This window comes from Pseudonocardia yunnanensis (assembly GCF_039534065.1).
GTDB classification, from domain to species: Bacteria; Actinomycetota; Actinomycetes; order Mycobacteriales; family Pseudonocardiaceae; genus Pseudonocardia; species Pseudonocardia yunnanensis.
Genome location: NZ_BAAAUS010000013.1, coordinates 35,068 through 49,340, shown reverse-complemented (window position 1 = coordinate 49,340; position 14,273 = coordinate 35,068). Strand labels below are relative to the sequence as shown.

The following is a 14,273-nucleotide window of genomic DNA, read 5'->3' as shown; positions in this document are numbered from 1 at the left end:
TCGCGTCGCCCGCCCCGCCGGCTCTGTCCAGTCGTCAGGCGCTGATCCGGTCGTCGACCGGGTCCGGGTCGGCGATCGGATACGGCAGGTCACCGGGCAGCAGGAACTGCGGGACCTGCGCGAACCGCCAACCGGTGCCGTGGCGGGTGAAGGTCCAGACGACGTCGAAGCGGTCGCTGGGCCAGTGCTCGGGCGGAGCCGGGCTCACCTCGCCCAGGTTCTCGATGATCTTGTGGAGTGATTCGTGCTTCCACGACACCAGGGCGGCACCGGGGCGGGCCCGAAGCTCGTTGGCGAGTGCTGCCTCGTCACCGACGGCGTAGCGCTGGACCACATCCAGGCCGAGCCGGCCGGCGAGTGGCGTCACCGTCTGCGCCGATCGTTTGCTGTGGCCCTCCCGGTGCGACGGGCCGTAGACGGTGTCCGGCCGGTACAACCCGGACGGCGGTTCTCCCCGGGCGGGGGCGAACAGCCCGACCAACGCCCCTGCCCGGAGCCACCCGTTCACGGTGAGGGAGTGCTTGTCGAACTCCCCCTCCGGTGAGACGCCCTTCGGATTGCCCGAACGGCCGGGCTTCTCCGCGTGCCGAATGATCATGATGACCTGCTCGGCCTCGACAGGCTCGTCCAGCAGCCACACGTTGCTCGTAGCGGACATCATCCGAGCACCCCCGAGACCGCCACCTCTGCCGCCGCTTCCGGAGCCGGACGCGACGGGGCCTCCTCGAGCACGCCACCCCGGCGCAGGTGCACGGTGCGGGTGGCCAGCCTGGTCAGCGCCGGCTGGTGAGTCGTCATCATGACGGTCCGGCCTTCGACCAGCCGGGTCAGTGCCTGCACCACGACCTCCTCGGCCACCACGTCCAGCCCCGCTGTGGGCTCGTCCAGCAACACCACCGGTGAGTCGACCAGCAGTGCGCGGGCGATGCCGACACGCTGGCGCTGCCCGCCTGACAGCCCGACCCCACCTGCGGAGATCACGGTGTTCAACCCGTCGGGGAGCCGGTCGGCGAACTCGGTGACCAGCGCCGCCTCGGCCACCCGGGCCACCTCCTCGTCGGTGGCGTCCGGCCGGCCGTAGCGCAGGTTGTCCGCCAGCGTTCCGGAGAACAGGAAGGTGTCCTGCAGGACCATCGCCACCTGCTGGTGCAGCCAGTGCTCGGGCACGTTCGGCACCGACAGGCCGTCGAGCAGCACCTTGCCCTCGGTGGGCCGGTACAGCCCGCCGATCAACGAGAGCACGGTCGACTTGCCGGCACCGTTGTCCCCCAGCAACGCCACCCGCTGACCTGCCTCGACCTTCAGATCCAAGCCGCACAGCACCGGGCCCCGCCCGTAGTCCAGACCCACGCCACGCAACTCGATCTCGCCCGTGACGCGGCCGGGCAGCCCATGGGCCGACCCCACGTGCGCACGAGGCTCGTCGAGGATCGCGCCGATCCGCTCTGCCGACGCGGCGGCCTGGGTGAAGCTCGGCATCAGCTTGGCCAGCGACTTCATCGGCTTGAGGATGTTCTGCAGGTAGCTCGTGACCACCACCAGCAGACCGACCGACCACCAGTTCTGCAAGGCGCCGTACCCGCCGACGAACAGCAGCACGGCGGTGCCGATCGCCGCCACGGACTCCAGCGCCGGGGTGAACCGGGCGCTCAGATCCACGCCACGCAGCCCGATACTGAGCACCTTGTCGTTCGTCGAGCCGAAACGCCGGTCCTCCACCGCCTGGCTGCCGAACGCGTGCACGGTGCGAATACCCTGCAGCGACTCGGTGACGAAACCCGTCAAATCACCCACCGCTGCCCGACGCTGGCGGGAGTTCACCCGGGTCAGGCGTGCGTAACGAACCGCGGTGAGAAACACCAGCGGAGCCGCGCACAACGTGATCAGGCCGAGTCGCCAATCCACCGAAACCAGCACCACAGCGGTTCCCAGCAGCGCCAGGATTCCAGGCACCAGCGTGGAGAACAGATCGGTCAGGCTGCCCTCGATACGCTCGGTGTCGGTCACGACCCGACTGGTCAGCTCACCGATCGAATTACGATCATGATAATCCTGCGGCAGCCGCTCCACATAACCGAACACGTCCGAGCGGATGCGTGAACTGATCCGCTCCCCCGCCCCGTTCATGAACAGGTCGCCCAGGTAATCGAACACGCCGGACGCCACGGTGATCAGCAGAACGGCGACCGCGGCCACTCCGAGCATGGCAATCGCCGACCCACCGAACCACTGGGCCACGTTGTGCAACGGCCCGCCGTGCTTCTCCCCCCTGAGCAGATCGTCGATGACCAGGGCCAACGGCCACGGAGTGGCCAGGTCTGCGGCGAGTTCCAGCCCCCGCATCCCCACACCGGTCAACAACGGCCGCAGTTCCGACTGCCCGTAGCTGCGGAACCTCCACAGTTGACGCAACGTCCCGATACTCTCCGGCGACCGCTTGTCCACGGTGCGCACCCAGCCCGGAATCGATTCGCCCTGCCCGCGATCCGGCAACTCTCCGGCTGCCGCCGCCTCCACACTCATTGATTCACCACCAAGCTCCGGCAATGGCGCCGAGCCATCTCCCCCACCTCTGACACGGCCGCCACTGCCACTCCCCTCATCGGCCTAGTACAGATGTCACTATTCGGACCACAAGCACATGGCTCTACGGATCAAGAACAGCAACATTAATATTTCCTGAACGCCAGGTAGGGGCACGCTAATTCATCATCTGCGAAGTCTGTGACATACCCCATACAGGGGTTGAATCCGCGCAAGATCTCAATCCGGCCGCAGATCCACACAATCGCAGTCGTCGATCTTCACAGGAGACGCGGCGAGGCGGGGCCGAATGCCGAGCCGGTACGGGCTCGATCTCAGGCCTTGGACGCGTGGTCCGGATCGACGATCGGATAGGGCAGATCACCGGGCAGGAGCAACTGCGGCACCTGCGCGAACCGCCAGCCGCCGCCGTTGCGGGCGAAGACCCAGACCACGTCGAAACGGTCGCCCGGCCAGTTCGCCGGTGGCGCCGGAGTGACCTCACCCAGGTGGGCAGCGATCTCGGGGATCGCCTCGTGGTGCCAGGACACCACCGTGGCCCCGGGACGGGCGGTCAACTCCTTGGTCAGCCGCGCCTCTTCGCCCTCGGCATATCGGTTGATCACGTCGAGCCCGAGCCGGGCGGCCAGCGGACTGACCGTCTGGACGGATCGCTTGCTCTGCCCGCGCCCGAAGCCCGAGCCGTAGATCGTGTTCGGTCGGAGCAGGCCTGCGGGTGGTTCCCCTCGGGACGGAGCGAACAGGCCGACCAGCGCACCGGCGCGGACCCATCCGTCCACGGTGAGAGAGTGCTTGTCGGCTTCCCCGTCCGGCGTGATGCCGCGCGGGCCGTCGGCGTGGCCCGGCTTCTCCGCGTGCCGGATGACCATGATCACGTGCTCGTCCTCGGAAGTGCCGCTCGTCATGCGGGCGCCCCTGCCACGAGTGCATCGAGCGGGCGCTGCGTGGCGGGCCGCGTGGGCCGCTCGTCGAGCACGCCACCCCGGCGCAGGTACACGGTGCGGGTGGCCAGCCTGGTCAACGCCGGCTGGTGGGTCGTCATGATGACCGTGCGGCCCTCAGCCAGGCGAGTCAGTGCCTGCACAACAAGCTCCTCGGCGTTGACGTCCAGTCCTACGGTGGGTTCGTCCAGCAGCACCACCGGTGAGTCGACGAGTAGCGCCCGGGCGATACCGACACGCTGGCGCTGCCCACCCGACAAGCCGATCCCGCCCGCGGAGATCACCGTGTTCAGCCCGTCGGGCAACCGGTCGACGAACTCGCTGACCAGCGCGGCGTCGGCCACTCGGGCCACCTCCTCGTCGTCGGCATCGGGTCGGCCGTAGCGCAGGTTGTCCGCCAGCGTTCCGGAGAACAGGAACGTATCCTGCAGGACCATCGCCACCTGCTGGTGCAGCCAGTGCTCCGGCACGTCGGGCACCGACAATCCGTCGAGGAGCACCCTCCCTGACGTGGGCCGGTACAGCCCGCCGATCAACGACAGCGTGGTCGACTTCCCGGCACCGTTGTCGCCCAGCAACGCGATCCGCTCCCCGGCGCGGATCCGCAGATCCAGCCCGGTCAGCACCGGGCCACGCCCGTAGTCCAGGCCCACCCCGGACAGCTCGATCTCGCCGCTCACCCGGCGAGGCAGCCCGCGGGAGGATCCGAGGTGCTCGCGGGGCTGGTCCAGGATCGCCCCGATCCGCTCCGCCGATGCGGCCGCTTGGGTGAAGCTCGGCAGCAGCTTGGCCAGCGACTTCATCGGTTTGAGGATGTTCTGCAAGTAGTTGGTGACCACCACCAGCAGACCGACCGACCACCAGTTCTGCAGCACGCCGTACCCGCCCACGAACAACAACACAGCGGTGCCGATCGCCGCCACGGACTCCAGCGAGGGCGTGAACCGGGCGCTCAGATCCACGCCGCGCAGCCCGATGCTCAGCACGCGGTTGTTGGTCGACCCGAAGCGGTCGTCCTCCAGGTCCTGGCTGCCGAACGCGTGCACGGTGCGGATGCCTTGGAGCGACTCGGTGACGAAGCCGGTCAGCTCACCCACAGCCGCACGCCGTTTGCGTGAGTTCACCCTGGTCAGGCGGGCATAGCGCACGGCGGTCATGAAGACCAGCGGCGCCGCGCACAACGTGATCAGGCCGAGCCGCCAGTCCACCGACACCAGGACGACGGCGGTGCCCAGCAGCGCGAGGATCCCGGGTACCAGCGTGGAGAACAGGTCCGTCAGGCTGCCCTCGATCCGGTCCGTGTCGGTGACCACCCGGCTCGTCAACTCGCCGATGGCGTGCTGGTCGTGATAGCTCTGCGGCAGTCGCTCCACGTAACCGAACACGTCCGAGCGGATGCGCGAGCTGATCCGCTGCCCCGCCCCGTTCATGATCCGGTCGCCGAGATAGTCGAACAGCCCGGACGCCACGGTGATCAGCAGAACGGCGACCGCGGCCACGCCGAGCACGGCCGGAGCCGACCCACCGAACCAGTCCGCCACCCGATGAAGCGCGCCGCTCTTCTGCTCACCCCGCAGCAGGTCGTCGATCACGAGCGCCAACGGCCAGGGAGCGGCGAGATCGGCGGCCAGCTCACATCCGCGCATCACCACCCCGACCAGCAGCGACCGCAACTCGGCCTGTCCGTAGGCGCGGAACCGCCACAGCTGACGCAGCGTCCCGGCGTTCGCCGGCACATGATCGCCGACGGCCACCGCTGCGGCCGCCACGGATCCGGCAGACGCGTCCGCAGGCCCCGACGCCTGGGCTTCCGCACTCATCCGGCCACCCCCGCGGCCCGGCAATGGCGCCGCGCCTTCTCACTGTCGTCGGGCATGGCGTCGCTCCTCTATCTGTCCAGCAGGGTCGGTGAATACGCGCTCAGCGCCGGCCCGCACGATTCGGCGAGCCAATGATTTCGGGGAGTCAGTTTCGGAAGAATGCCCCAGCGGCTACGAAATGGACACCGGGTTGGGCAGCCGCTGTGTGCAATGTGTCGGATCAGCACGATCGACCGATCTCGGGGGATCGAGCGAGCGTCCGTCGTCCGTTGTCGTGCAGGAGGCCCTCGACTCGGGGTGGCAGAGGGCCTGTACCCGCTCGGTCACACGATGAGGTTGGCCGATGGCACTGACCAGCACATCCAACGCGGCGGCACGTTCTGGCAACCGTCCGCGGACGGTCCGGCCGGTCCGGCGGAGAGCATCATCAGGGCCCGGGAAGCAGCAGCACCCAACAGATGACGGCCGATCACGGCGATCAACTTCGAATGGATTCCCGGCACGAACCGAGGCCTGCTGCCGTGCCTATCGAGAGTGATCCCTCCACTCATCGACCTCCCCTTGTCCATGATTCCATCGCAACTACACGCGACATACTGAAGGAATCCTCAGCTTAGAAGATTCATTCACGACGACACAGTGATCTGCCCCACGCCAGAAAGATCCCACAATGAACGAACGGCACTTCCGTCCGGACCTACCGGACGAAAGTGCCGTTCGTTGTGTACTGCGGTGGGCTCAGACGCGGAAGCCCAGTGCCCTGAGCTGCTCGCGGCCGTCCTCGGTGATCTTGTCGGGGCCCCACGGCGGCATCCAGACCCAGTTGATCTTGATGGCGTCGACCAGGCCTGCGGTGCCGGTGAGCGCGGCCCTGGCCTGCTCCTCGATGACGTCGGTCAGCGGACAGGCCGCGGACGTGAGCGTCATGTCGATGGTGGCGACGCCACCCTCGCTCTGGATGCCGTAGACCAGGCCGAGATCGACGACGTTGATGCCCAGCTCGGGGTCGACGACGTCGCGCATCGCCTCCTCGAGGTCCTCGATCGAGGGCTCCTCAGCGCGTTGTGCCGGCGGCTCGGGCATGCCTACCGCGCCTCGCACCACATCGTCGGCGGTCTCGCTCATCGCACTCCCTCGCTACGCTCGCTCGGCGCTGCGCGCAGGCGCTGTAACACTGATTCGCTCGCACGCTCGCTCATGGCTGTGCTTCCTCCGTCTTGCGGGCATCATCGCGCGTTTTGCTCTGGTCGTCATGCGCGGTGCGGACGACGGCGTCCTTGAACGCCATCCATCCGAGCAGCGCACACTTCACGCGGGCCGGGTAGCGGGCCACACCCGCGAAGGCCACGCCGTCGCCGAGCACGTCCTCGTCGGGCTCCACCTGCCCACGGCCCTGCGCCATCTCCTGGAACGCCGTGAGCACCTTCATCGAGTCCTCGACCGAGCGGCCGACGACGAGGTCGGTGAGCACCGACGCCGACGCCTGGCTGATCGAGCAGCCGAGTGTCTCGTAGGAGACGTCCGCGACCTTGTCGCCGTCGAGCTTCACGCGCAGCGTGATCTCGTCACCGCAGGTGGGGTTGATCTGGAACGACTCGGCGTCGAACGGTTCGCGCAGGCCGGCGCCGTGTGGCGACCGGTAGTGGTCCAGGATGATCTCCTGGTACATCTGTTCCAGCTGCATATGTGTCAGCTCACTCCGAAGAAGTCACGCGCGGCCCGCACGCCCTCGACCAGAGCGGTGACCTCGTCCGGTGTGTTGTACACGTGGAACGAGGCGCGCACGGTGGCGGCCACCCCGAAGCGACGGTGCAGCGGCCACGCGCAGTGGTGGCCCACCCGCACGGCGACGCCCCGGTCGTCGAGCACCTGGCCGACGTCGTGCGCGTGCACGCCCTCGACGACGAACGCGACGGCACCGCCGCGGTCGGTGAGATCGGTGGGCCCGATGATCCGGACGCCGGGCACCTGCGACAAGCCCTCGATGGTCTGCTGCACCAGCGACATCTCGTGGGCGTGGATCGCGTCCATGCCGATCGCGTTCACGTAGTCGACAGCAGCCCCGAGGCCCACAGCCTGCGACGTCATCGGCACGCCTGCCTCGAACCGCTGTGGCGGCGGGGCATAGGTGGTGTGCTCCATCCGCACGAGCTCGATCATCGACCCGCCCGTGAGGAAGGGCGGCATCGCGTCGAGCAGCTCCGCGCGCCCGTAGAGCACGCCGATGCCGGACGGCCCGAGCATCTTGTGCCCCGAGAAGACGGCGAAGTCGACGCCGAGCTCACCGAGGTGCACCGGCATGTGCGGCACCGACTGGCACGCGTCGAGCAGCACCAGGGCGCCGACCTCGCGGGCGCGGCGCACCAGCTCCGCCACCGGCAGGACGGTGCCCAGCACGTTGGACTGGTGCGCGAACGCCACGACCTTCGTGCGCTCGGTGAGCTCGATCGAGTCGAGATCCACGCGCCCGGTGTCGGTGATCGAGTACCACCGCAGCGTGGCGCCGGTGCGCCGGCACAGCTCCTGCCAGGGCACCAGGTTGGCGTGGTGCTCCAGCTCGGTGATCACGATCTCGTCGCCCGGCCCGAGTGCGAAGCGCTCCGACTCCGGCCCGAGACCGGTGCGGATGCTCGAGTTGCTCATCGCGTACGCCACGAGGTTGATGCCCTCCGTGGCGTTCTTGGTGAACACGAGCTCGCCTGCCGTGGCACCGATGAGCGCGGCGATCCGCGCCCGAGCCGACTCGTAGGCGTCGGTGGCCTCCTCGGCGAGCTGGTGCGCGCCGCGGTGCACGGCGGCGTTGTGCTGCTCGAGGAACGCCCGCTCGGCGTCGAGCACCTGGCGCGGGCGCTGCGACGTGGCGCCCGAGTCCAGGTAGACCAGCGGGCGGCCGTCGCGGACGGTGCGCGCGAGTATCGGGAAGTCCGCCCGCAGCTTCTGGACGTCGACGCCCTCGACGGTGGTCATCAGACCGAGGCCTCAGCCACCGCCGCGTCGGCCGCCGACCCGGTGAACCGCACGTACCCGGTCTTCTCCAGCTCGTCGGCCAGCTCGGGGCCACCGGACTCGACGATGCGCCCGCCTGCGAAGACGTGCACCACGTCGGGCGTGATGTGCTGCAGGATCCGCGTGTAGTGCGTGATCAGCAGGACACCGGTGTCGCCACCCGCCCGGTAGCGGTTGACCCCCTCGGACACGACGCGCAGTGCGTCGACGTCCAGGCCGGAGTCGGTCTCGTCGAGCACCGCGAACTTCGGCTTGAGCAGCGCGAGCTGCAGCACCTCGTGGCGCTTCTTCTCGCCGCCGGAGAAGCCCTCGTTGACGTTGCGCTCGGCGAAGTCCGGGTCGATGTCGAGGTCGCTCATCGCGCCCTTGACCTCCTTGACCCAGGTGCGCAGCTTCGGCGCCTCACCGCGGATGGCGGTGGCCGCCGCGCGCAGGAAGTTGGCCGTCGAGACGCCGGGGACCTCGACCGGGTACTGCATGGCGAGGAACAGGCCGGCGCGGGCGCGCTCGTCGACGGTCATGCCGAGGACGTCCTGGCCGTCGAGGAGGACCTCACCGGAGGTGACCTCGTACTTGGGGTGCCCCGCGATCGCGTAGGCGAGCGTCGACTTGCCGGAGCCGTTGGGGCCCATGATGGCGTGCGTCTCGCCTGCGCGGATCGTGAGGTCGACGCCCTTCAGGATCTCCTTGGGGCCGTCCTCGGTCGCGACCGAGACGTGCAGGTCCTTGATCTCCAAGGTGGACATTGGTTCAGTGCTCCGTGTGGTTGGGTGCGTCAGGCGCCGGTGACGGCCAGCTCGGCCTCGATCGCCGCTTCCAGGCGCTCGCGCAGCTCGGGAAGGGTGATCCGGCTCAGGACCTCGCCGAAGAAGCCGCGGACGACGAGCCGTCGGGCAACGTCCTCCGGGATACCGCGGCTCTGCAGGTAGAACAGCTGCTCGTCGTCGAACCGGCCGGTGGCGCTCGCGTGGCCGGCACCGGCGATCTCGCCGGTCTCGATCTCCAGGTTCGGTACCGAGTCGGCCCGCGCGTGCTCGGTGAGCACCAGGTTGCGGTTGAACTCGAACGTCCGCGTGTTCTCCGCAGCCGCGCGGATCAGCACGTCGCCGATCCACACGGTGTGGGCGGTGAGGCCCTTCGCGCTCTGCAGCGCGTTCTTGTAGATCACGTTGGAGGTGCAGTTCGCCACGGCGTGGTCGACCAGCAGCCGCTGCTCCAGGTGCTGGCCCGCGTCGGCGAACCCCAGCCCGGCCAGCTCGGCGTCGCCGCCCGGGCCGCTGTACTTCACGGTGGGGCTGATCCGCACCAGGTCGCCGCCCAGCGACACCGATGTGGCCCGCAGGACCGCGTCGCGCCCGATCGACATGTGCTGCGCACCGACGTGCACGGCGTCGTCGGCCCACTCACCCGTGACGACCAGCGTGAGCCGTGACCCCTCGGCCAGTACGACCTCGAGATTGTCGGCCAGCGCGCCCGAGCCGCGGTATTCCACCACCGCGGTGGCCTCGGTGTTGGGCGTGGTGCGCAGCTGCAGGTGGCCTGCGGCGGTGACGCCCTCTCCCGGGCCGGTGACCGTGACGGTGACCGGTGCCGGGGTGCCGTGCAGCGTGACGACCGTGGCCTCACGGAACGAGGACCAGGCCGCGGCCGCGACACGGTCGGCGGGGACGCCGCCCTCGCCGATACGCGCGTCGTCGCGGCCGACGGTCTCGACCGTGACGCCCTCGGCTGCGGGGGCTTCGATCTTCGCGGTGCCGTCGAGCGCCGCGGTGCCGTCGTGCAGGCCGCGCAGCCGCCGCATCGGCGTGAAGCGCCAGTTCTCCTCACGGCCGCCGGGGACCTCGAAGGCCTCGACGTCGTAGGAGGTGAAGCGCTCGCTCGCCGACGCGAGAGGCGACTCGCCCTGCCCCTTCTTGGCTCCCTCGAGCTCGGGGGCGAGGCCGGCGACCTCGGTCGCGGTCTCCGGAACGGTCATGATTCGTGAGTCCTTCTCTGCAGGTGGGAAAGGCGTGCGGTCATCCGACCGAGCCCTCCATCTGCAGCTCGATGAGCCTGTTCAGCTCCAGCGCGTACTCCATGGGCAGCTCGCGCGCGATGGGCTCGACGAACCCGCGCACGACCATCGCCATGGCCTCGTCCTCGGTCAGCCCGCGGCTCATCAGGTAGAAGAGCTGGTCGCCGCTGACCTTCGAGACCGTGGCCTCGTGGCCCATCGAGACCTCGTCGTTGCGGACGTCGACATAGGGATAGGTGTCGGACCGGCTGATCGTGTCGACCAGGAGCGCGTCGCACTTGACCGTGGAGCGGCTGTGGTGCGCCCGCGGGTTGACCTGCACGAGACCGCGGTACGAGGTGCGCCCACCGCCACGCGCCACCGACTTCGAGATGATCGTCGAGGACGTGTGCGGCGCCAGGTGCACCATCTTCGCCCCGGCGTCCTGGTGCTGGCCCTCGCCCGCGAAGGCGATGGACAGGACCTCGCCCTTGGCGTGCTCACCCATCAGCCAGACGGCCGGGTACTTCATGGTGACCTTGGAGCCGAGGTTGCCGTCGACCCACTCCATGGTGGCGCCCTCTTCGGCCTTGGCCCGCTTGGTCACCAGGTTGTAGACGTTGTTCGACCAGTTCTGGATCGTCGTGTAGCGGCAGCGGCCGCCCTTCTTCACGACGATCTCGACCACGGCCGAGTGCAGCGAGTCGGACTTGTAGATCGGCGCGGTGCAGCCCTCGACGTAGTGCACGTAGGCACCCTCGTCGACGATGATCAGCGTGCGCTCGAACTGGCCCATGTTCTCGGTGTTGATCCGGAAGTAGGCCTGCAGCGGGATGTCCACCTTGACGCCCTTGGGGACGTAGATGAACGAGCCGCCCGACCACACCGCCGAGTTGAGCGCGGAGAACTTGTTGTCGCCGCTCGGGATGACCGAGCCGAAGTACTCCTTGAACAGCTCCGGGTGCTCACGCAGGCCCGTGTCGGTGTCGAGGAAGATGACACCCTGCTCCTCCAGGTCCTCGCGGATCTGGTGGTAGACGACCTCGGACTCGTACTGCGCGGCGACACCGGCGACGAGGCGGGCCTTCTCGGCCTCCGGGATGCCCAGCTTGTCGTAGGTGTTCTTGATGTCGGCCGGCAGGTCGTCCCAGGACGTGGCCTGCTTCTCCGTGGAGCGCACGAAGTACTTGATGTTGTCGAAGTCGATGCCCGACAGGTCCGCGCCCCAACGAGGCATCGGCTTGCGTTCGAACAGGTCGAGTGCCTTGAGCCGGAAGTCGAGCATCCACTGGGGCTCGTTCTTCAGTGCGGAGATGTCGGCGACGACGTCGGCGGAGAGACCGCGACGTGCGGTAGCGCCGGCGGCGTCCGGATCGGCCCAGCCGAAGTCGTAGCGGCCGAGCGTCGCGAGCGTCTCCTCCTGGGTGAGTGCCTCAGGAGTGGTCGTCATTCGGACTGCCTCCCTCTCAGGGACGTACCTGTGGGGATCCCTGTCGAGATCGTGGTGGTAGTGGTGCAACCCCGCTGGATTTCGGGAGCTTCCAGCGGAACGTGGGTGGTGCACGCGGTGTCGCCACGCGCGATGGTGGCCAGCCGCTGCACATGCGTGCCGAGCAACTCGGCGAACGCCTGGGTCTCAGCCTCGCACAGCTCCGGGAACTCGGCCGCGACGTGGGCGACCGGGCAATGGTGCTGGCACAGCTGCACACCCGACCCGGCTTCCCGGGCCTGTGCGGCGTAGCCGCGGGACGTGAGCACGTCGGCGAGCGCCCCCGTGCGTGCGTCGCGCCCGTCGGTGGCCGCGACCTGCTCGGCTTCGGAGCCGAGCAGGTTCTCGACCCGGCTGCGCGCGAAGTCGCGCACCGCCGCCTCTCCCCCGTGCTCGGCGAGGTAGCGCAGCGCGGCAACGGCGAGGTCGTCGTAACCGTGGCCGAACCGGGCCCGCCCGGCGTCGCTGAGCAGGTAGTGGCGAGCCGGGCGCCCCCGGCCCCGCGGGCCGCGGCGCGGCGCCTGCCGCACCTCGGCCTCCCCGTCGGCGAGCAGGGCGTCGAGATGACGCCGCACCGCGGGAGCCGACAGCGAGAGCTCGGCGGCGACCGCCGTGGCCGTGATCGGCCCCTGCTCCATGAGCAGGCGGGCGACGCTCGCCCGGGTGCGGCCGTCACCGCTCGACTGCCCCTCATGGGCGTCGACCGACGGCTGTCCCCTGCTTTTCACAACACCAGTGTTGCGTATATCGGCGACTGGGGCAAAGGCGGCGTGCGGCGGGTGACGACGCTCACGTGGGGGAGGTGTTGAATCGGCGCCGACGACAACGCCGCGAGGCGCCGGAGGCGGGTAGGACGACCTCGTTTCCTCGGCACTAGGCTGCACGCATGGTCGCAGGGGAGCTGGACGGCGCACGCGCTCCGGTTCCGGTGGAGGCACCCCCGCGCGACCCGAGCCGCGCTGCTCGCCGGCTAGGGCTCACCGGAACGCTGCTGATGGGAGTGGGCGCTCTCGGTGCAGGCGCGCTCCCCGTCCCCAACCCGTTGTTCGGCCTGCGACTGCTGGGTCTGCCCAGCCGCAACGCCACCATCTCCATCGCCATCACCTACGCCGGCATCGGCCTGCTGGTGGTCGCGTGGCTGTGGATCGGGAAGATGCTGCGGTCGAACGGGGCCGTGCCGCCCGCTCCCAACCGTGCACAACTGGCCCGCACGGCTGTGCTGTGGGCCATCCCGCTGGCCGTGGCACCGCCGCTGTTCTCCCGCGACGTCTACAGCTACCTGGCGCAGAGCGCCATCCTCGCCCGCGGGCTCGACCCCTACGTTCTCGGGCCGGCACAGGCCCTGGGCGTCGACGATCCGCTGACCCGCAGCATCCCCACCATCTGGCGCGACACCCCGGCTCCCTACGGGCCGTTCTTCCTCTGGCTCGGCCGCGGCATCACCGCGCTCACCGGCAACGACGTCGTCCTCGGCCTGTTCACGCACCGCGTACTCGCCCTCATGGGCGTCGGCCTGATCGTCTGGGCGCTACCCAAGCTCGCCCGGCGCTGCGGGCTCGACACCGGACTCGCGCTGTGGCTCGGCGCCGCCAACCCGCTGGTGCTGTTCCATCTGGTCAGCGGCATCCACAACGAGTCACTGATGATCGGGATGATGCTCGCCGGCATGGAGATCGGCCTCCGCGCAGGACCACGGGTGCTCGACACGCGGTTCCTGTGCGGCGCCCTGCTGATCGTCGGCGCCTCCGCGGTCAAGATTCCCGCCCTGCTGGCACTCGGCTTCCTCGGCACGGAATGGGCCAGGCGCCGCGGCGCGCGGGTGCGCGACGTCGCCGTGTCGGCGGGGGTACTCGGCGGGGTCACGGTCGTCGGCTACGGCGTGCTGGCACTCGTCACCGGTCTCGGGCTCGGGTGGGTCACCACGCTGGACACGCCGAGCCTCATCCGCAGCTGGATGTCCGTGTCCACCGACCTCGGTCTGATCGGGGGCCAGGTCGGCATCGTGGGCGGCCTCGGTGACCACACCGACACCGTGCTCGTGCTCACCCGCGGCCTGGGTGGGCTCGCCGGGGGCATCGTGGTCCTGATACTGCTGCTCGCCTCGCTACGCGGCCGGCTCGACCCCGTCACCGGGATGGGCGTCGGCCTGGGCGCGGTCGTGCTGCTCGGACCGATCGTGCATCCGTGGTACCTGCTCTGGGCCGCGATCCCGCTCGCCGCCACCCAGGGCCTTCCCCGCTACCGGCGCGCTGCGCTGGCCGCCTCCGCCATCCTCGCCCTGCTCGTCCCGCCCACCGGGGCCGACTTCAACTTCCGCGCCTATCAGCTGCCCATGGCGATCGTGGCCGGGCTCGTCATGCTCGTGCTCCTGCTGCTCGTGCAGCGGCGTCAGCTCGCCGGGCAGCGGGGCGTGGACGTCGACGCGTGGCCGGGCCGTGTGCCGACTCCGGGCCCGGATCCCGCACCTCATTAGACTGCTT

Annotated in this window: 12 protein-coding genes; 1 reads left to right on the top strand and 11 read right to left on the bottom strand. The window is 69.3% G+C overall.

The genetic code is table 11. The features are described 5' to 3' along the window. Positions 1-34: 34 nt before the first annotated feature. The 11 genes from ABD743_RS13965 to ABD743_RS13915 all read right to left on the bottom strand — a co-directional run bounded on the left by ABD743_RS13965 (position 35) and on the right by ABD743_RS13915 (position 12,431). Entirely contained in the window at positions 35-661 is a 627-nt protein-coding gene (locus tag ABD743_RS13965) for a hypothetical protein (protein WP_344722462.1), read from the bottom strand. Beyond that, positions 658-2,523, bottom strand: a complete 1,866-nt coding sequence (locus ABD743_RS13960) for an ABC transporter ATP-binding protein (protein ID WP_344722461.1) — start codon at positions 2,521-2,523, stop codon at positions 658-660. Before ABD743_RS13960 ends, ABD743_RS13965 begins: the two co-directional genes overlap by 4 nt. Before the next feature lie 335 nt (positions 2,524-2,858). After that, positions 2,859-3,449, bottom strand: coding sequence for a hypothetical protein (locus ABD743_RS13955; RefSeq protein ID WP_344722460.1), 591 nt, complete (start codon positions 3,447-3,449; stop codon positions 2,859-2,861). Continuing rightward, positions 3,446-5,305: an ABC transporter ATP-binding protein gene (locus ABD743_RS13950; RefSeq protein ID WP_344722459.1), complete on the bottom strand. Its 1,860-nt coding sequence runs from the start codon at positions 5,303-5,305 to the stop codon at positions 3,446-3,448. Before ABD743_RS13950 ends, ABD743_RS13955 begins: the two co-directional genes overlap by 4 nt. A 738-nt stretch (positions 5,306-6,043) precedes the next feature. Next, positions 6,044-6,430, bottom strand: a complete 387-nt coding sequence (locus ABD743_RS13945; RefSeq protein ID WP_344722458.1) for a metal-sulfur cluster assembly factor — start codon at positions 6,428-6,430, stop codon at positions 6,044-6,046. Between the two features lie 70 nt (positions 6,431-6,500). Beyond that, positions 6,501-6,989 (bottom strand): Fe-S cluster assembly sulfur transfer protein SufU, encoded by a 489-nt coding sequence (gene sufU / locus ABD743_RS13940; RefSeq protein WP_344722457.1) that lies wholly within the window; start codon positions 6,987-6,989, stop codon positions 6,501-6,503. 5 nt (positions 6,990-6,994) lie between these two features. Then, on the bottom strand, positions 6,995-8,272 hold the full coding sequence (locus ABD743_RS13935) for a cysteine desulfurase (RefSeq protein ID WP_344722456.1): 1,278 nt from the start codon (positions 8,270-8,272) through the stop codon (positions 6,995-6,997). Beyond that, complete coding sequence (sufC, locus tag ABD743_RS13930; protein ID WP_344722455.1) at positions 8,272-9,057, bottom strand: Fe-S cluster assembly ATPase SufC; 786 nt, start codon at positions 9,055-9,057, stop codon at positions 8,272-8,274. Before sufC ends, ABD743_RS13935 begins: the two co-directional genes overlap by 1 nt. Before the next feature lie 29 nt (positions 9,058-9,086). Beyond that, on the bottom strand, positions 9,087-10,286 hold the full coding sequence (locus tag ABD743_RS13925; RefSeq protein WP_344722454.1) for a SufD family Fe-S cluster assembly protein: 1,200 nt from the start codon (positions 10,284-10,286) through the stop codon (positions 9,087-9,089). A gap of 40 nt (positions 10,287-10,326) precedes the next feature. After that, a complete protein-coding gene (gene sufB, locus ABD743_RS13920) occupies positions 10,327-11,754 on the bottom strand; it encodes a Fe-S cluster assembly protein SufB (protein WP_344722453.1) in 1,428 nt (475 codons plus the stop codon). Continuing rightward, complete coding sequence (locus ABD743_RS13915; protein ID WP_344722793.1) at positions 11,751-12,431, bottom strand: helix-turn-helix transcriptional regulator; 681 nt, start codon at positions 12,429-12,431, stop codon at positions 11,751-11,753. The genes sufB and ABD743_RS13915 overlap by 4 nt, the downstream gene beginning before the upstream one ends. 248 nt (positions 12,432-12,679) lie before the next feature. On the opposite strand from ABD743_RS13915, the gene mptB reads away from it, so the two are divergent. Then, positions 12,680-14,266 carry a polyprenol phosphomannose-dependent alpha 1,6 mannosyltransferase MptB gene (gene mptB / locus ABD743_RS13910; RefSeq protein WP_344722452.1) on the top strand — a complete coding sequence of 529 codons (1,587 nt, stop codon included), beginning with the start codon at positions 12,680-12,682 and terminating at the stop codon, positions 14,264-14,266. Positions 14,267-14,273: the final 7 nt, after the last annotated feature.

Coding starts and splice junctions, on each gene's coding strand:
- sufU (WP_344722457.1), bottom strand. CDS start 6,989: ATGCAGCTGGAACAGATGTACCAGGAGATCATCCTGGACCACTACCGG.
- ABD743_RS13965 (WP_344722462.1), bottom strand. CDS start 661: ATGATGTCCGCTACGAGCAACGTGTGGCTGCTGGACGAGCCTGTCGAG.
- sufB (WP_344722453.1), bottom strand. CDS start 11,754: ATGACGACCACTCCTGAGGCACTCACCCAGGAGGAGACGCTCGCGACG.
- ABD743_RS13955 (WP_344722460.1), bottom strand. CDS start 3,449: ATGACGAGCGGCACTTCCGAGGACGAGCACGTGATCATGGTCATCCGG.
- ABD743_RS13960 (WP_344722461.1), bottom strand. CDS start 2,523: ATGAGTGTGGAGGCGGCGGCAGCCGGAGAGTTGCCGGATCGCGGGCAG.
- ABD743_RS13925 (WP_344722454.1), bottom strand. CDS start 10,286: ATGACCGTTCCGGAGACCGCGACCGAGGTCGCCGGCCTCGCCCCCGAG.
- ABD743_RS13915 (WP_344722793.1), bottom strand. CDS start 12,431: ATGGAGCAGGGGCCGATCACGGCCACGGCGGTCGCCGCCGAGCTCTCG.
- mptB (WP_344722452.1), top strand. CDS start 12,680: ATGGTCGCAGGGGAGCTGGACGGCGCACGCGCTCCGGTTCCGGTGGAG.
- ABD743_RS13950 (WP_344722459.1), bottom strand. CDS start 5,305: ATGAGTGCGGAAGCCCAGGCGTCGGGGCCTGCGGACGCGTCTGCCGGA.
- sufC (WP_344722455.1), bottom strand. CDS start 9,057: ATGTCCACCTTGGAGATCAAGGACCTGCACGTCTCGGTCGCGACCGAG.
- ABD743_RS13935 (WP_344722456.1), bottom strand. CDS start 8,272: ATGACCACCGTCGAGGGCGTCGACGTCCAGAAGCTGCGGGCGGACTTC.
- ABD743_RS13945 (WP_344722458.1), bottom strand. CDS start 6,430: ATGAGCGAGACCGCCGACGATGTGGTGCGAGGCGCGGTAGGCATGCCC.